Annotated in this window: 18 protein-coding genes; 17 read left to right on the top strand and 1 reads right to left on the bottom strand. The window is 73.4% G+C overall.

The features are described from left to right. From hisH to AB0G56_RS03395, 6 genes are all read left to right on the top strand, one after another. On the top strand, window positions 1-648 hold the full coding sequence (hisH, locus tag AB0G56_RS03420; protein WP_360962889.1) for an imidazole glycerol phosphate synthase subunit HisH: 648 nt from the start codon (window positions 1-3) through the stop codon (window positions 646-648). Next, the gene (gene priA, locus AB0G56_RS03415) at window positions 648-1,376 is read left to right on the top strand and encodes a bifunctional 1-(5-phosphoribosyl)-5-((5-phosphoribosylamino)methylideneamino)imidazole-4-carboxamide isomerase/phosphoribosylanthranilate isomerase PriA (protein WP_360962886.1); all 729 of its coding nucleotides are present in this window, start codon (window positions 648-650) and stop codon (window positions 1,374-1,376) included. The genes hisH and priA overlap by 1 nt, the downstream gene beginning before the upstream one ends. Next, a complete protein-coding gene (locus AB0G56_RS03410; protein WP_360962883.1) occupies window positions 1,373-1,786 on the top strand; it encodes a RidA family protein in 414 nt (137 codons plus the stop codon). Before priA ends, AB0G56_RS03410 begins: the two co-directional genes overlap by 4 nt. Then, window positions 1,783-2,538 (top strand): imidazole glycerol phosphate synthase subunit HisF, encoded by a 756-nt coding sequence (hisF, locus tag AB0G56_RS03405; protein ID WP_360962880.1) that lies wholly within the window; start codon window positions 1,783-1,785, stop codon window positions 2,536-2,538. Before AB0G56_RS03410 ends, hisF begins: the two co-directional genes overlap by 4 nt. Before the next feature lie 138 nt (window positions 2,539-2,676). Then, complete coding sequence (locus AB0G56_RS03400; RefSeq protein WP_360962879.1) at window positions 2,677-3,273, top strand: helix-turn-helix domain-containing protein; 597 nt, start codon at window positions 2,677-2,679, stop codon at window positions 3,271-3,273. Window positions 3,274-3,876: 603 nt separating this feature from the next. After that, window positions 3,877-5,118 carry an MFS transporter gene (locus AB0G56_RS03395; protein WP_360962876.1) on the top strand — a complete coding sequence of 414 codons (1,242 nt, stop codon included), beginning with the start codon at window positions 3,877-3,879 and terminating at the stop codon, window positions 5,116-5,118. 440 nt (window positions 5,119-5,558) lie between these two features. Here AB0G56_RS03395 and AB0G56_RS03390 read toward each other — a convergent pair whose 3' ends face one another. Next, window positions 5,559-6,194 carry a TIGR03085 family metal-binding protein gene (locus tag AB0G56_RS03390; RefSeq protein ID WP_360962873.1) on the bottom strand — a complete coding sequence of 212 codons (636 nt, stop codon included), beginning with the start codon at window positions 6,192-6,194 and terminating at the stop codon, window positions 5,559-5,561. Window positions 6,195-6,277: 83 nt separating this feature from the next. Between AB0G56_RS03390 and hisI the strand changes: the two genes are divergently transcribed. From hisI to lgt, 11 genes are all read left to right on the top strand, one after another. Continuing rightward, a complete protein-coding gene (gene hisI / locus AB0G56_RS03385; RefSeq protein WP_360962870.1) occupies window positions 6,278-6,700 on the top strand; it encodes a phosphoribosyl-AMP cyclohydrolase in 423 nt (140 codons plus the stop codon). Between the two features lie 11 nt (window positions 6,701-6,711). Then, complete coding sequence (locus tag AB0G56_RS03380) at window positions 6,712-8,211, top strand: anthranilate synthase component I (RefSeq protein WP_360962867.1); 1,500 nt, start codon at window positions 6,712-6,714, stop codon at window positions 8,209-8,211. 84 nt (window positions 8,212-8,295) lie between these two features. Then, complete coding sequence (locus AB0G56_RS03375; protein ID WP_360962864.1) at window positions 8,296-8,946, top strand: TIGR02234 family membrane protein; 651 nt, start codon at window positions 8,296-8,298, stop codon at window positions 8,944-8,946. Window positions 8,947-9,086: 140 nt separating this feature from the next. After that, window positions 9,087-9,335, top strand: coding sequence for an HGxxPAAW family protein (locus tag AB0G56_RS03370; protein ID WP_360962861.1), 249 nt, complete (start codon window positions 9,087-9,089; stop codon window positions 9,333-9,335). 163 nt (window positions 9,336-9,498) lie between these two features. Next, on the top strand, window positions 9,499-10,002 hold the full coding sequence (locus tag AB0G56_RS03365; protein WP_360962858.1) for a DUF2752 domain-containing protein: 504 nt from the start codon (window positions 9,499-9,501) through the stop codon (window positions 10,000-10,002). Between the two features lie 194 nt (window positions 10,003-10,196). Then, entirely contained in the window at window positions 10,197-11,006 is an 810-nt protein-coding gene (gene trpC, locus AB0G56_RS03360; RefSeq protein WP_360962855.1) for an indole-3-glycerol phosphate synthase TrpC, read from the top strand. 30 nt (window positions 11,007-11,036) lie between these two features. Next, window positions 11,037-11,207, top strand: coding sequence for a hypothetical protein (locus tag AB0G56_RS03355; protein WP_360962852.1), 171 nt, complete (start codon window positions 11,037-11,039; stop codon window positions 11,205-11,207). Window positions 11,208-11,333: 126 nt separating this feature from the next. After that, on the top strand, window positions 11,334-12,617 hold the full coding sequence (trpB, locus tag AB0G56_RS03350) for a tryptophan synthase subunit beta (RefSeq protein ID WP_360962849.1): 1,284 nt from the start codon (window positions 11,334-11,336) through the stop codon (window positions 12,615-12,617). Then, window positions 12,614-13,432: a tryptophan synthase subunit alpha gene (trpA, locus tag AB0G56_RS03345; RefSeq protein ID WP_360962846.1), complete on the top strand. Its 819-nt coding sequence runs from the start codon at window positions 12,614-12,616 to the stop codon at window positions 13,430-13,432. The genes trpB and trpA overlap by 4 nt, the downstream gene beginning before the upstream one ends. A gap of 101 nt (window positions 13,433-13,533) precedes the next feature. Next, window positions 13,534-14,307, top strand: a complete 774-nt coding sequence (locus AB0G56_RS03340; RefSeq protein WP_360962843.1) for a thioredoxin domain-containing protein — start codon at window positions 13,534-13,536, stop codon at window positions 14,305-14,307. A gap of 157 nt (window positions 14,308-14,464) precedes the next feature. Continuing rightward, window positions 14,465-15,559: a prolipoprotein diacylglyceryl transferase gene (gene lgt / locus AB0G56_RS03335; protein ID WP_360962840.1), complete on the top strand. Its 1,095-nt coding sequence runs from the start codon at window positions 14,465-14,467 to the stop codon at window positions 15,557-15,559. Window positions 15,560-15,565 lie beyond the last annotated feature (6 nt).

Here is a 15,565-nt window from a genome sequence, read left to right as displayed (position 1 = left end):
GTGGGCAGCCCCGCCGCCAAGAAGGTCGTCGTCTTCGACTACGGCTTCGGCAACGTCCGCTCCGCCGAGCGGGCGCTCGCCCGCACCGGCGCCGACGTCGAGATCACCCGTGACTTCGACGCCGCGATGAACGCCGACGGCCTGCTGGTACCCGGCGTCGGCGCCTTCGCCGCCTGCATGCGCGGCCTCAAGGAGGCCCGCGGGGACTGGATCATCGACCGCAGGCTGTCCGGCGGACGCCCCGTCATGGGCATCTGCGTCGGCATGCAGATCCTCTTCGCCCGCGGCATCGAGCACGGTGTCGAGGCCGAGGGCCTGGACGAGTGGCCCGGCACGGTCGCGCCGCTGGAGGCCGACGTCGTCCCGCACATGGGCTGGAACACCGTCGAGGCACCCGCCGGCTCCGAGTTGTTCGCCGGCCTCGACGCCGACGCCCGCTTCTACTTCGTGCACTCCTACGCCGTCCAGGACTGGCGACTGGAGGTGCACAACCCGGCGATGCACGCCCCCAAGGTCACCTGGGCCACCCACGGCAAGCCCTTCGTGGCCGCCGTGGAGAACGGTGCCCTGTGGGCCACCCAGTTCCACCCCGAGAAGTCCGGCGACGCCGGAGCGCAGCTGCTGAACAACTGGATCGGAACCCTGTGATGGCTTCGAAGCTCGAACTCCTGCCCGCCGTCGACGTCCGCGACGGCCAGGCCGTCCGCCTCGTGCACGGCGAGTCCGGGACCGAGACCTCCTACGGCTCCCCGCTGGAGGCCGCCCTCGCCTGGCAGCGCTCGGGCGCCGAGTGGCTGCACCTGGTCGACCTCGACGCCGCCTTCGGCACCGGCGACAACCGCGCCCTGATCGCCGAGGTCGCCCACGCCATGGACATCAAGGTCGAGCTGTCCGGCGGCATCCGCGACGACGACACCCTCGCCGCCGCGCTCGCCACCGGCTGCACCCGCGTCAACCTCGGCACCGCCGCCCTGGAGACCCCCGAGTGGGTCGCCGAGGTCATCGCCGAGCACGGCGACAAGATCGCCGTCGGCCTCGACGTACGCGGCACCACCCTGCGCGGCCGCGGCTGGACCCGCGACGGCGGCGACCTCTACGAGACGCTGGCGCGCCTGGACAAGGAGGGCTGCGCCCGCTACGTCGTCACCGACATCGCCAAGGACGGCACCCTCCAGGGCCCCAACCTGGAGCTGCTGAAGAACGTCTGCGCGGCGACCGACCGCCCGGTGGTCGCCTCCGGCGGCGTCTCCTCGCTCGCCGACCTGCGCGCGCTCGCCTCCCTCGTGCCGCTCGGTGTCGAGGGCGCCATCGTCGGGAAGGCCCTGTACGCGAAGGCGTTCACGCTCGAAGAGGCCCTGGAGGAAGTGTCGTCATGACGTCCGATGCCGTACGGCGCGTGCAGAGCGGAGTTCCCTGGGAAGAGACGTTCGGATTCGCACGGGCCGTCGCGGCGGGCGACCGCGTCCTGGTGGCGGGCACCACCGCCTTCCGGGGCGAGGTGCTGTACGGGGAGGGCGACCCGTACGAACAGGCGAAGACCGCCTTCACCAGCGCGCTCGAGGCGATCGGCGAGTTCGGGCTCGGCGCGGAGTCCGTGATCCGGACCCGTATGTATCTGAGCCACGCCCGGGACCTGGACGACGTGGGCCGCGCCCACAAGGAGCTGTTCGACGCGGTACGCCCGGTGTCGACCCTGCTCGTCGTGGAGGGGTTCGTCGACCCGCGCGTCCTGGTCTCGGTGGAACTCGAAGCATTCAGAGGAAAATCAGAGGAGCCCGATTCATGACCCTGGCGGTCCGAGTCATCCCCTGCCTGGACGTGGACAACGGCCGGGTCGTCAAGGGCGTCAACTTCCAGAACCTGCGCGACGCGGGCGACCCCGTCGAGATGGCCAAGGTGTACGACGCCGAGGGCGCCGACGAGCTGACGTTCCTGGACATCACCGCGTCCTCGGGCGACCGGGAGACGACCTACGACGTGGTGCGCCGCACCGCCGAGCAGGTGTTCATCCCGCTCACGGTCGGCGGCGGCGTCCGTACGGCCGAGGACGTGGACCGGCTGCTGCGGGCGGGCGCCGACAAGGTGGGCGTCAACACGGCCGCGATCGCCCGGCCGGAACTGATCCGGGAGATCGCCGAGCGCTTCGGCCGCCAGGTGCTGGTCCTGTCGGTCGACGCGCGCCGCACGGCTGCCGGTTCCTTCGAGGTGACCACCCACGGCGGTCGCCGCGGCACCGGCATCGACGCGGTGGAGTGGGCGCACCGGGCCGCCGAGCTGGGCGCGGGGGAGATCCTGCTGAACTCCATGGACGCGGACGGCACGAAGGACGGCTACGACCTGGAGATGATCGCGGCCGTCCGCAAGCACGTCACCGTCCCCGTGATCGCCTCCGGCGGCGCCGGCCGGCTCGCGGACTTCCCGCCGGCGATCGCGGCGGGCGCGGACGCGGTCCTCGCGGCCTCGGTGTTCCACTTCGGCGATCTGCGCATCGGTCAGGTCAAGGAGACGCTGCGGGAGGCCGGTCACCCGGTGAGGTGACCTCTGCCGAGGAGGGCCCCGGCTGCGCACGCACAGGCGGCCGGGGCCTTTTCACGGGCAGACCCGCAAGGAAAGTTGCGCAAGATTGCTTGCGCAATATCCGTTGTGCAATTTTCCTTGCGCATCTAGTCTGGGGGCATGCCGGAGAGAGAAAGAGACCGAGACCGCAGGATCCAGGACCTGGGCACGCTGAAGGCGATCGCCCACCCGCTGCGCATGAACCTGTACCGGGCATTGACCATCGCCCGTACGGCGACCGCCTCGCAGCTCGCCGGACAGGTCGACGAAGCCGTCTCCCTGGTCAGCTACCACCTGCGCAAGCTGGCCGAGCACGGCCTCATCGAGGAGGCCGAACCGCAGACCACCGACGGCAGGGAGCGCTGGTGGCGCCCCGCCACCGACGGCGTCAGCATCCATGACGAGGACTTCTCCGACGCCCCCGAGAAGGCGGCCGCGCACACCGCCGCCAGCCGTCTGTTCTTCGAGCAGCGCGCCGACATGTACCGCCGCTTCCTCGACGAGCGCGCCCACTGGGGCGCCGCCTGGAACGCGGCGTCCGACTCCGCCGAATGGCTTCTCAAGCTCACCCCGGACGAACTGACCGAGCTGTCCCGGCGCATGTACGACCTCGTCCGCGAGTACGAGGAACGCGGCCGCGCCGCCGTCACCGCCGGCGACACCGGAGGCCGCGAGAACGTCGCCGTCCACACGTACGCCTTCCCGTTCCGCACCTGAACGGCCCAGGCCCCACGCCCGGGCGGCCCGCGGAGCCCGGTCTCCGGTGGCCGGTTCTTCGCCGCTGCGCCCCGTCCGCGTCGGGGTGCCCGGCGGTGACCTCCGCGGCCGGCCCGCGTTGTGGATTCCGGCGCCTGGCCTCCGGCCCGGTCCGGTTCGCTCCCGGCGACTGACGCCTGGCCTCTGCGCCGATCCGGCCTACGGTGCCCGGTGCCCGGTGCCCGGTGCCCGGCCCAGGGGGTCTGCCCGCCCTGGGGCTGCCGGTGTTCGGCGCTCGATCCCCGCGTACGGTCCGGCCCCGGGCTCTTCTGCGGGGCCCGTTCCGGCGGGCGGTTCCCTGACCTCCGGGTCCGGCCTCCGCCCCGAGTACGGCCTCGGCCCTCAGCCCTGTTTTCCGCCCCCGGCGTCCGGCCCTGTCGCGGCGGCCCGTGCCAGACCACTTTGCGCCCGGCCTCCGCCTCCTGCCCCTGCTTTCCTCCCCGGCGTCCGGCGTCCGGCGTCCGGCGTCCGGCCTTCGACCTCTGCTTCCTGCCCCGCCCCCGACGTCCGGCCCCGCCCCCGGCGGTCGGCGTCCGACCATCGCGTCTGAGAGGACGTACCGCCGTGACCACCACGCTCGCGCCCGTGTCGGATCCACCCGGCAGACCGGCCCACCGTGACCCCAATGTCCTGCGCTGGCTCGGCGGATACGCGTCGTCCGCGATCGGTGACAACGTCTACTACATCGCACTGTCCTGGGCGGCCGTCCAGTCCGGCACCCCCGCGCAGGCCGGACTCGTCACGGCGGCCAGCGCCCTGCCCCGCGCGCTGCTGATGCTGGGCGGGGGAGTGGTGGCCGACCGCTACGGGCCGCGCCGCGTCGTCCTCTCCAGCACCGCCGCGCGCAGCGCCCTCGTCCTGACCGCCGCCGTCCTGCTCCTCGTCACCAGCCCCGGCCTGTGGGCGCTGGGCGCGGTCGCCGTGCTCTTCGGTGTCGTCGACGCCGTCTTCCTGCCCGCCGCGGGCGCCCTGCCCGCGCGGATCACCGACCGCTCCCAGCTCGCCCGGGTCCAGGGCATGCGAGGCCTCGCCACCCGGCTCGCCAACGTCCTCGGCGGTCCGCTCGGCGGCATCGGCGTCGCCCTCGGCGGCACGGCGGGCGCGTTCGGCCTGGCCGCCCTGCTCGTGGGCATGTCCCTGCCGCTCCTGCTGACCGTCCGCGTCGGCCGGCCGGCCGACGGTGACCGGGCCGGCAGGCGCGCGGTCCTCGGCGAACTGCGGGACGGACTGCGCCACATCCGGCAGGACCCCGTCCTGCGCCCCCTCGTCCTCGCCATCGCCCTCAGCGATCTCGGCTTCGTCGGACCCATGAACCTCGGGCTCACCCTGCTCGCCCAGCAGCGCCACTGGGGGTCGTCCGGCATGGGCTGGGTGCTCGCCGGCTTCGGCACCGGCGCAGGGGCGGCCTCGCTCCTGCTGACCTGGCGCGGCCGGGTGCCGCGCGCCGCAGTGGTGACCGCGGTCGCCAACCTGCTGTCCGCCGTGGCGGTCGCGGCGCTCGCCCAGGTGCCGTCCGTGCCGGCGGCGGCCGGCGTGGCCGTGCTCATCGGTGTGAGCGCCGGTCTCGCCGGGGCGCTGTGCGGAGCGCTGGTCCAGGCCAGGGCCGGCGCCGCCTACATCGGCCGGGTGACCTCGGTCTCCACCCTCGTCGGCTTCGGCGTCGCGCCGCTCACCTTCCCGCTGGTCGGCGCGGCCGTCGCCCTGTGGGGCAGCGGGCCCGTGTTCGCGGGCTGCGCCGCGGTGAGCGGGCTCGCGGGACTCGTCGTCCTCGGAGTCCGTGACCTGCGCCGCGCCGAACTTCCCTGACGCCCTGACTTGCTGACTTCCTGACTCGCCGGTTCTCTGGCTTCCCGACTCCGGGGGGCCGTCGTCCCGGGGTCCCGGGCCTGCGCCACGCGACCCCTCGGGCCCACGCCACGCCGACCACCTCGGCCGTCGGCCTGGGAGTCGACCGCCCCCGCTTCCGGTCCGGGGACCGATACCTCCGGCCCGGCGGCCGACCGCCCCTGTTCCCGGGCCGGGGGGCGAGCACCTCTGCCGCCGGCCCGGGGACCGGCGGTCTCTGGTTCCTCGCCCGAGGGCTGACTGGCCGTGCCACCGCCCTGGGGCGAACCGCCCCAGACTCGTCCCCGGAGCTTGACCTACCTGCTTCCGTCCGGGAGGGCCGACCGCCCCAGACTCGTCCCCGGAGCTTGACCTACCTGCTTCCGTCCGGGAGGGCCGACCGTCCCGGCCCCGTCCCCAGGTCAGAACCCCAGCTGCTTCGTCTCCGACACCTTCGCGATCGCGTCCTGCTCGCCCTCCAGCTCCACCCGCGCCGCGTTCTGCCGGCCGAAGGCGAACAGCAGCAGCTCCGCGGGTTCGCCGGTCGCCGTGACCACGGGTGTGCCGCGGTGGGCGACGGCCGTCTCGCCGTTCGGGCGGCGCAGTACCAGGCCCGTCGGGATACCCCGGCCCAGCAGCCGCGCGGTCCGCTCCAGCCGTGACCACAGGGCCTCCTGGAAGACCGGGTCCAGCTCGCGCGGCGACCAGTCCGGCTGGGCCCGGCGGACGTCCTCCGCGTGCACGTAGAACTCGACGGTGTTGGCCGCCTCGTCGACCTGCTTGAGCTGGAAGGGTGAAAATCGCGGCGGGCCGGTCCTGATCAGCTGGACCAGCTCCTCGTACGGCTTCGCGGCGTACTCCTGCAGGACCTTCTCCAGCCGGGACGCCAGCGGCTTGATCAGCGCGCCCCCCGCCGCGTCGGGGCGCCGCTCGCGCACCACCACGTGCGCGGCGAGGTCACGGGTGCGCCAGCCCTCGCAGAGGGTGGGCGCCTCCGGGCCGGCGGTCTCCAAGAGGTCGGCGAGCAGGAGCCGTTCACGCTTGGCAAAGGTCGACATGGCCTCAGCCTACGACTCCACGGCAGGTCCGCCCACTGGACGGCCGCCCCCGGCCGCCGGCCACGCGCGGCACAATGGCACCCATGACCAGCACGCCCGGCACCCCCCGGCCCAGCAGCCTCGACCCCGAGATCGCCGCACGCCTCAAGCGCGACGCCGACGGACTCGTCCCCGCCATCGCCCAGCAGTACGACACCGGCGAGGTGCTCATGCTCGGCTGGATGGACGACGAGGCGCTGCACCGCACGCTGACCACGGGCCGCTGCACCTACTGGTCGCGCAGCCGCCAGGAGTACTGGGTCAAGGGCGACACCTCCGGGCACGTCCAACGGGTCAGGTCCGTCTCGCTCGACTGCGACGCCGACACCGTGCTGGTCAAGGTCGACCAGGTCGGCGCCGCCTGCCACACCGGCGACCGCACCTGCTTCGACGCCGATGTCCTGGCCGGGGACGAGGACGCCGGCGGCGACCGCGCCCGCTCCGGCGCCGCCGCCGCGGATCAGTAAGGTCGGCCGCCATGGACCTCGAGACCTTCCGCAAACTGGCCGGCGACCGCCGCGTCATCCCGGTCACCCGCAAGCTCCTCGCCGACGGCGACACCCCCGTCGCGCTCTACCGCAAACTCGCCGCCGAGCGTCCCGGCACGTTCCTGCTGGAGTCCGCCGAGAACGGCCGCACCGCGTTCCAATGGTCTCGCTACTCCTTCGTCGGCGTCCGCAGCGCGGCCACCCTCACCGAGAAGGACGGCCGCGCCCACTGGCTGGGCACCCCGCCGGTCGGCGTCCCCGTCGAGGGCGACCCGCTCGCCGCCCTGCGGGCCACCGTCGAGGCCCTGCACACCCCCCGCGACCTCGCCCACGACCTGGGCCTGCCGCCCTTCACCGGCGGCATGGTCGGCTACCTCGGCTACGACATCGTGCGCCGCCTGGAGAAGATCGGCCCCGGCGAGCGGGACGACCTGAAGCTCCCCGAGCTGACCATGCTGCTCACCTCCGACCTCGCCGTCCTCGACCACTGGGACGGCACGGTGCTGCTGATCGCCAACGCGATCAACCACAACGACCTCGACACCGGCGTGGACGAGGCCCACGCGGACGCCGTCGCCCGGCTCGACGCGATGGAGGCCGACCTGTCCCGGCCCGTCGCCCAGCCCCCGGCCGCCCTCCCGCCCTCCGAACTGCCCGAGTACACCGCCCTGTGGGGCGGCGCCGACTTCCGGGCGGCCGTCGAGGACGTCAAGGAGCGCATCCGCGCGGGGGAGGCGTTCCAGGTCGTCCCCTCCCAGCGCTTCGAGACGCCGTGCTCGGCGAGTGCGCTGGACGTCTACCGGGTGCTGCGGGCCACCAACCCGTCGCCGTACATGTACCTGTTCCGCTTCGACGGCTTCGACGTCGTGGGCTCCTCGCCCGAGGCGCTGGTGAAGGTCGAGGACGGGCGGGCCATGGTCCACCCCATCGCCGGCACCCGGCCCCGCGGCGCCACCCCGCAGGAGGACCAGAACCTCGCCGACGAACTCCTCGCCGACCCCAAGGAGCGCGCCGAGCACCTGATGCTCGTCGACCTCGGCCGCAACGACCTGGGCCGGGTCTGCGAGCCGGGCTCCGTCGAGGTCGTCGACTTCATGTCCGTCGAGCGGTACTCGCACGTCATGCACATCGTCTCGACGGTCACCGGCCGGGTCACCGCCGGCCGCAGCGCCTTCGACGTGCTGACCGCCTGCTTCCCGGCGGGCACCCTGTCCGGCGCGCCGAAGCCCCGCGCGATGCAGATCATCGACGAACTGGAGCCCTCCCGGCGCGGGTTGTACGGCGGCTGCGTCGGCTACCTCGACTTCGCAGGCGACTCCGACACCGCCATCGCCATCCGCACCGCGCTGCTGCGCGACGGCACCGCCTACGTCCAGGCGGGCGCGGGCATCGTCGCCGACTCCGACCCGGTGGCCGAGGACACCGAGTGCCGCAACAAGGCCGCCGCGGTGCTGCGGGCGGTGCACACCGCCAACCGGCTGGCCCCGTAGGCCGACTGCGGGGAGCGGGCGGGCGGCGGATGGGGTGCATCTCACGGAACCCCGGGTGACGGTCCGCCCGTCCCGCAGGCGATAGTGGAGTACGTGACTGCCGTACCTCACCCCCGTCCCGAAGCCGCCGCCGCCCCCGCCCGGTCCGGCCGCCGCAGCCTCGCCGTCGCCCTGCTGTGCGGTGCGCTCGGCGCGGCCGTCGCGCTGCTGGCCTCCCGGCAGCGCTGGGCGGAGGGCACCGCGTCGGTGGCCGGCGGCGCCTTCCCGCTGACCGCCAAGGGCAGCGAGGTCACGGGCGTGCCCGCGGCGCTCGCCATAGTGGGCCTGGCCGCCCTCGTCGCCGTCTTCGCCGTGCGCCGCTCCGGCCGGCTGCTGGTCGCAGCCCTCCTCGCACTCTCCGGCGCGGGCACCGTCGCCGCGGCGCTCGCCGGCGGATCCGACGGCAAGGTGCTCGACGGCAAGGCCGCGCAGGCCTCCGGCGACACCGCCGCCACCGCCGCCTCGCTCAGCCACACCGGCTGGCCCTACGTCGCCGCCGCGGGCGGGGTGCTCCTCCTGCTCGCCGGGCTGCTGGCCCTGTGCTACGGCCGCCTGTGGCCCGCGATGTCCGGCCGCTACGAGCGCTCCGGGGCACCCCGCCCGCGCGCGCCCAAGCCCCTCGACCCCGACCGCCCCGAGGACCTGTGGAAGGCCCTGGACCGCGGTGAGGACCCGACGGGCACCGGCCCGGCCTGACCGCCGCCCGGCGAACTCCGCCTTCCCGATGTGATGAAGCGGGTGCGCGATGAGCCACCCCCGCTCACGTCCTGTGCACGCGTACGGGACAATGGAACCGAGCGTCCGGCTCAGAACGTACAAGCAACGAGGAGCAAGTCATGGCGGGCAGCAGCCACGGTCACACCCCGGCCGCCTGGACCGGTGTCATCATCGCCTTCATCGGTTTCCTGGTCTCGGGCGCCTTCATGGTGATGGCCCAGCCGGTCGGCTTCTGGGTCGGCATGGGTGTCGTGCTGCTCGGCGGTGTCGTCGGCGGCATCATGCGCATGATGGGCATGGGCCAGAAGAACGAGCACCCGGTGCACCAGGTCGCCGCCCAGGGCGCGCCGGCCGGCGCCAAGGGCTGAGTCCGCCGCGGCGGACCCGTACGACACGACGCGTGAGGGGCGGGCCCGGTGCCGCCCCTCACGCGTCGCACCGGCCCTACGGAGCGGTCCGCGGGCCGTGCCGCCCGCACGCAGTGGGCTGCGGGCACCGCTCCTCGCGCGCACGCGCCGCGTTGCGGGCAGAATGCCAGGGGTGAACGCCGACAGTCAGCGGGTGGTGCGGGGGCGGACGCCCCTTCCCCGGCCCCGGTGTGCGCCCGAGGACGGACCGCGGCCCGAAGCGGGGGCCAGGGCCCTGCTCGGGCGGCTCGTCGTCCCCGGGGCGGTCCTCGCGGCCGTCGCCGGAGCGTTCGCGTACGTCGGGGCGGTGGACCCCAACCAGCCCGGGCACTACCCCGCCTGCCCCCTGCTGCGCTTCACCGGCCTGTACTGCCCCGGCTGCGGCGGGCTGCGCAGCGCCCACGCCTTCGTCCACGGCGACCTGCTCACGGCCCTGCGGGACAACGCGCCGGCCGTCGCCGGCTACCTGGCCTTCGCCGTGCTGTGGACCCTCTGGGCGGTCCGCTCGATCCACGGGCGGCCCCTGCGGATCGAGCCGCGCCCCGTGCACCTGTGGACCCTGGGCATCTTGTTCGCGGCCTTCGCCGTTGTCCGGAACCTGCCCTTCGGCGGCTGGCTCCACCCTTGATCGTCCGGTGTCTGTCCAGGTAATGGGACCGAGGTCGGCCGGATGCGAAGCCTCGACCCTCCTGCGGATACCATCGCAGTGACCACCGGTTCCGCCCGCTTGATCCGCCAGATCCGCCCGATCCGCCTCAAGCGGTCCGCCGGAGGCCGCTCGATCCGCTGGAACATCCCACCGTCTGGAAGGGGGCCGCTCGCGTGAGTGTGCTCGACGAGATCATCGACGGAGTCCGTGCCGACCTTTCGGAGCGGCAGGCGCGCGTCAGCCTCGACGAGCTCAAGGAGCGCGCGGCGAAGGCGCCGGCCGCCAAGGACGGGGTGGCCGCCCTGCGCGGCGACGGCGTCAAGGTCATCTGCGAGGTCAAGCGCTCCAGCCCGTCCAAGGGCGCGCTGGCCGCGATCGCCGACCCGGCCGCACTCGCCGCCGACTACGAGGCCGGCGGCGCCTCCGTGATCTCGGTCCTGACCGAGCAGCGGCGCTTCGGCGGCTCGCTCGCCGACCTGGAGGCCGTCCGCGCCCGCGTGGACATCCCGGTGCTGCGCAAGGACTTCATCGTCACGTCGTACCAGCTGTGGGAGGCCCGCGCCTACGGTGCCGACCTCGCCCTGCTGATCGTCGCCGCCCTCGACCAGCCGGCCCTGGAGTCGCTGATCGAGCGTGCCGTGTCCATCGGCCTCACCCCGCTCGTCGAGGTCCACGACGACGAAGAGGTCGAACGCGCGGTCGACGCCGGCGCCAAGGTGATCGGCGTCAACGCCCGCAACCTGAAGACCCTCGAGGTCGACCGCGACACCTTCGAGCAGATCGCCCCGGAGATCCCCGCCCACATCGTCAAGGTCGCCGAGTCCGGCGTCCGCGGCCCGCACGACCTGATCGCCTACGCCAACGCCGGCGCCGACGCGGTCCTGGTCGGCGAGTCGCTGGTCACCGGCCGCGATCCGAAGACCGCCGTCGCCGACCTGGTGGCCGCCGGGACGCACCCGGCGCTGCGCCACGGGCGCGGCTGAGCCGTCGGCAGAGCCGGTAGAATCGCCCCGATGACGCTTGTGACCACCGTGCCGACCACGGACCGGTACGCCCGCCTGGCGCGCGGCTGCCGGCCCCGTGGCTGCCGCGCGCCCGCCCGCCGGGTGCACGGCCGCCGGGTGCGTTACGTCATCGGTGACGAACCGGGCCAGGTCAACGGCATGCGATGGCAGCGCCCCTGAAGGGGCGCGGGAAACTGCGCGAGCGACCGCATCCGGCCCGCGGCCGGGAGTAGACCGCGCACGGGAGTGAACCCCCGCCCCCACGGCGAACAGTGTTCTTCCACGCACTCACCGTGAGGTTCTGGCATGCCCAGCGATTTCTTCTTCCCCGACCCGGAAGGTCACGTCCCCGACGCCGGGGGCTACTTCGGCGCCTACGGCGGCAAGTTCATCCCGGAGGCGCTCGTCGCCGCCGTGGACGAGGTCGCCGTCGAGTACGACAAGGCCAAGGCCGACCCCGCCTTCGCCCGCGAGCTGGACGACCTGCTCGTCCACTACACCGGTCGGCCCAGCGCCCTGACCGAGGTGCCCCGCTTCGCCGAGCACGCCGGCGGCGCCCGGGTGTTCCTCAAGCGCGAGGACCTGAACCACACCGGCTCCCACAAGATCAACAACGTGCTCGGCCAGGCGCTTCTCACCAAGCGCATGGGCAAGACCCGCGTCATCGCCGAGACCGGCGCCGGCCAGCACGGCGTGGCCACGGCCACCGCCTGCGCCCTGTTCGGCCTGGAGTGCACGATCTACATGGGCGAGATCGACACCCGCCGCCAGGCGCTGAACGTCGCCCGGATGCGCATGCTCGGCGCCGAGGTCGTGGCCGTGAAGTCCGGCAGCCGCACCCTCAAGGACGCCATCAACGAGGCGTTCCGCGACTGGGTCGCCAACGTCGACCGCACCCACTACCTGTTCGGCACCGTCGCGGGCCCCCACCCGTTCCCCGCCATGGTGCGCGACTTCCACCGGGTCATCGGCGTCGAGGCCCGCCGGCAGCTCCTGGAGCGCGCCGGACGGCTGCCCGACGCCGCGATCGCCTGCGTCGGCGGCGGCTCCAACGCCATCGGCCTCTTCCACGCCTTCATCCCCGACGAGGACGTCCGCCTGATCGGCTGCGAACCCGCCGGGCACGGCGTGGAGAGCGGCGAGCACGCGGCGACCCTGACCGCGGGCGAGCCCGGCGTCCTGCACGGCTCCCGCTCCTACGTCCTCCAGGACGACGAGGGCCAGATCACCGAGCCGTACTCCATCTCGGCCGGCCTGGACTACCCGGGCATCGGCCCCGAGCACTCCTACCTCAAGGACTCGGGCCGCGGCGAGTACCGCGCGGTCACCGACGACGCGGCCATGCAGGCCCTGCGCCTGCTGTCGCGCACCGAGGGCATCATCCCGGCCATCGAGAGCGCCCACGCGCTGGCCGGCGCGCTGGAGGTCGGCCGCGAGCTGGGCCCGGACGGGCTGCTCGTGGTCAACCTCTCCGGGCGCGGCGACAAGGACATGGACACCGCCGCCCGCTACTTCGGCCTGTACGACACCGACGCCGAGGTGGCCGCCGACGCGGCCGACACCGCCGAGATCGAGGGGGACGCCAAGTGAGCGGCGCCATCCAGCTTCTGTCGGACACCCTCGCCGCCGCGAAGGCGGAGGGCCGCTCGGCGCTCATCGCCTACCTCCCGGCCGGGTTCCCCACCGTGGACGGCGGCATCGAGGCGATCAAGGCCGTCTTCGACGGCGGCGCGGACGTCGTCGAGGTGGGCCTGCCGCACAGCGACCCGGTCCTCGACGGGCCGGTCATCCAGACCGCGGACGACATCGCGCTGCGCGGCGGGGTCCGGATCGCCGGCGTGATGCGCACCGTCCGCGAGGCCCACGCGGCCACCGGCAAGCCGGTCCTGGTCATGACCTACTGGAACCCCATCGACCGCTACGGCGTCGAGCGGTTCACCGCCGAGCTGGCCGAGGCGGGCGGCGCCGGGTGCATCCTGCCCGACCTGCCGGTCCAGGAGTCCGCCCTGTGGCGCGAGCACGCCGAGAAGCACGGCCTGGCGACCGTCTTCGTCGTGGCGCCCAGCAGCAAGGACGAGCGGCTGGCCGAGATCACCGCGGCCGGTTCCGGCTTCGTCTACGCGGCTTCGCTGATGGGTGTCACCGGCACCCGCGAGTCGGTGGGCGCGCAGGCCCAGGACCTGGTGGAACGCACCCGCGCCACCGGCACCGACCTGCCCGTCTGCGTCGGCCTCGGGGTCTCCACCCCGGCCCAGGCCGCCGAGGTCGCCGGCTTCGCCGACGGCGTGATCGTCGGCTCGGCGTTCGTCAAGCGGATGCTGGACGCTCCGGACGCCGCCGCCGGTGTCGAGGCCGTCCGGACGCTGGCGGGCGAACTGGCCCGCGGGGTGCGCGGACAGGCGTAGCCCGACAGGCATAGTCGGACACAGCGGGATATTCGGTCACCCGAACGGGTGGACCTGGGACCGGGGAGGCGCAATGCGCCTCCCCGGTTCGTTCTGGGGGTGTGAGCGAGAAGAACCATGACGGAAAGCGCACCGCCCGACAGCGTATGGCGGTCGAACGCGAGAAGCAGAAGGCCTCGGAGCGACGCCGGCGCACGCTGATCGTGGCCACCAGTGTGGTCTGCGTGCTGGCCCTGGCGACGGTGATCGGCGTGCTCGCCGCGAACTCCGGCAAGAAGAAGAGCACCAGCGCGGGCCCGGTCGCAGCACCCTCGGGCGCGCAGGGCAAGGACAGTCTCGCGATCCCGGTCGGCCAGGACGGCGCCAGGTCGACGCTCACCGTCTGGGAGGACTTCCGCTGCCCCGCCTGCCAGGCCTTCGAGGCGGCGTACCGGCCGACCGTCCACGAGCTGACCGCCGCCGGCAAGCTCAGGGTCGAGTACCACCTGGCACGGCTGATCGACGGCAACCTCGGCGGCAGCGGGTCGCTGCGCGCCGCCAACGCCGCGGCCTGCGCCCAGGACGCCGGCAAGTTCCCCGCCTACCACGACGTGCTCTACGACAACCAGCCCAAGGAGACGGACGACGCCTACGCGGACAACGCCAAGCTGCTCCAGCTGGCCCGCAAGGTGCCGGGCCTGGACACCCCGGCCTTCCAGAGCTGCGTCAAGAACGGTACGCACGACAGCTGGGTCGACAAGTCCAACCAGGCCTTCCAGGCCGCAGGCTTCTCGGGCACCCCGACGGTCCTGCTGAACGGCAAGAACATCATCCAGGACCGTTCGATGACCCCGGCCAGGTTCAAGCAGCTGGTGGAAGCGGCCGACAAGGGATGAGGGACGGGCGAGGGGGAGGGGCAAGGGATGAGTAAGGCGCTGGTAAGGGGCGCGTGTGCCGGTGGGTGTCACCGCCCCCGGGCGAGGGCCCGTTATGGACCCGTATCCGGGATGCTCGTCCTGGGCCCGCTCCGGCTGCGGTAGCGTCGACCCTGCCATGGAACTTGCCTACATTCCCAGCCCGTCGCACGGAGTGGTGTACCTCGGTCCCATTCCGCTGCGCGGCTACGCGTTCTGCATCATCATCGGCGTCTTCGTCGCCGTCTGGCTCGGCAACAAGCGCTGGGTCGCCCGGGGCGGCCGGGCCGGCACGGTGGCCGACATCGCGGTCTGGGCCGTGCCGTTCGGCCTGGTGGGCGGCCGGCTCTACCACGTGATCACGGACTACGAGCTGTACTTCAGCGACGGCCGTGACTGGGTGGACGCCTTCAAGGTGTGGCAGGGCGGCCTCGGCATCTGGGGCGCGATCGCGCTCGGCGCGCTGGGCGCCTGGATCGGTGCCCGGCGCCGGGGCGTCCCGATGCCCGCCTACGCGGACGCGGTCGCCCCGGGCATCGCCTTCGCGCAGGCCATCGGCCGCTGGGGCAACTGGTTCAACCAGGAGTTGTACGGGCGGGAGACGCACGTTCCCTGGGCGCTGCACATCACCTCGTCGGCGGATGGCCGGGTGCCGGGGTACTACCACCCGACCTTCCTCTACGAGTCCCTGTGGTGCGTCGGCGTCGGCGTCCTGGTCATCTGGGCCGACCGCCGCTTCAAGCTGGGCCACGGCCGGGCGTTCGCCCTGTACGTGGCGGCGTACTGCGTGGGCCGCGGCTGGATCGAGTACATGCGGGTGGACGACGCCCACCACATCCTCGGCCTGCGTCTGAACGACTGGACGGCCCTCGTGGTCTTCCTGCTCGCGGTGGCCTACATCTGGGTCTCGTCGAAGAAGCGGCCGGGCCGGGAGGTCCAGGTCGAGCGGGGCATGCCCGCCGTCGGTGAGGGGACCGAGCAGGACGGGGCAGAGGCGGAGACGGAGGCGTCGGAAGGCAAGTCCGCTGCCGCCCCCGCGGACGCGGCGCCGCAACCGCCCGCCGCGGGCAGGGCGAGCGACGCCAAGGCGAGCGACGCCAAAGTGAGCGTCACCAAGGCGAGTGCGACCGAGGCCGCCGACGCGAAGGATGCCGACACCGCTGTCGACGCCGAGGACGATGCCTCGGAGGCGGCCGGTGTGAAGGACGAGGCGGGCTCGGCCAAGAAGGGCTGACCGCCG

Source organism: Streptomyces sp. NPDC021356, assembly GCF_040641015.1.
Classification (GTDB): Bacteria; Actinomycetota; Actinomycetes; order Streptomycetales; family Streptomycetaceae; genus Streptomyces.
This window is presented reverse-complemented; position numbering and strand designations above follow the sequence as displayed.

Excerpts from the sequence above, each read along its gene's own strand:
- AB0G56_RS03370 (WP_360962861.1), top strand. The coding sequence starts at position 9,087 with ATGGCGGGCAGCAGCCACGGTCACACCCCGGCCGCCTGGACCGGTGTC.
- trpB (WP_360962849.1), top strand. The coding sequence starts at position 11,334 with ATGCCCAGCGATTTCTTCTTCCCCGACCCGGAAGGTCACGTCCCCGAC.
- AB0G56_RS03410 (WP_360962883.1), top strand. The coding sequence starts at position 1,373 with ATGACGTCCGATGCCGTACGGCGCGTGCAGAGCGGAGTTCCCTGGGAA.
- AB0G56_RS03355 (WP_360962852.1), top strand. The coding sequence starts at position 11,037 with ATGACGCTTGTGACCACCGTGCCGACCACGGACCGGTACGCCCGCCTG.
- hisI (WP_360962870.1), top strand. The coding sequence starts at position 6,278 with ATGACCAGCACGCCCGGCACCCCCCGGCCCAGCAGCCTCGACCCCGAG.
- priA (WP_360962886.1), top strand. The coding sequence starts at position 648 with ATGGCTTCGAAGCTCGAACTCCTGCCCGCCGTCGACGTCCGCGACGGC.
- AB0G56_RS03380 (WP_360962867.1), top strand. The coding sequence starts at position 6,712 with ATGGACCTCGAGACCTTCCGCAAACTGGCCGGCGACCGCCGCGTCATC.
- AB0G56_RS03365 (WP_360962858.1), top strand. The coding sequence starts at position 9,499 with ATGCCAGGGGTGAACGCCGACAGTCAGCGGGTGGTGCGGGGGCGGACG.
- lgt (WP_360962840.1), top strand. The coding sequence starts at position 14,465 with ATGGAACTTGCCTACATTCCCAGCCCGTCGCACGGAGTGGTGTACCTC.
- AB0G56_RS03400 (WP_360962879.1), top strand. The coding sequence starts at position 2,677 with ATGCCGGAGAGAGAAAGAGACCGAGACCGCAGGATCCAGGACCTGGGC.
- hisF (WP_360962880.1), top strand. The coding sequence starts at position 1,783 with ATGACCCTGGCGGTCCGAGTCATCCCCTGCCTGGACGTGGACAACGGC.
- AB0G56_RS03390 (WP_360962873.1), bottom strand. The coding sequence starts at position 6,194 with ATGTCGACCTTTGCCAAGCGTGAACGGCTCCTGCTCGCCGACCTCTTG.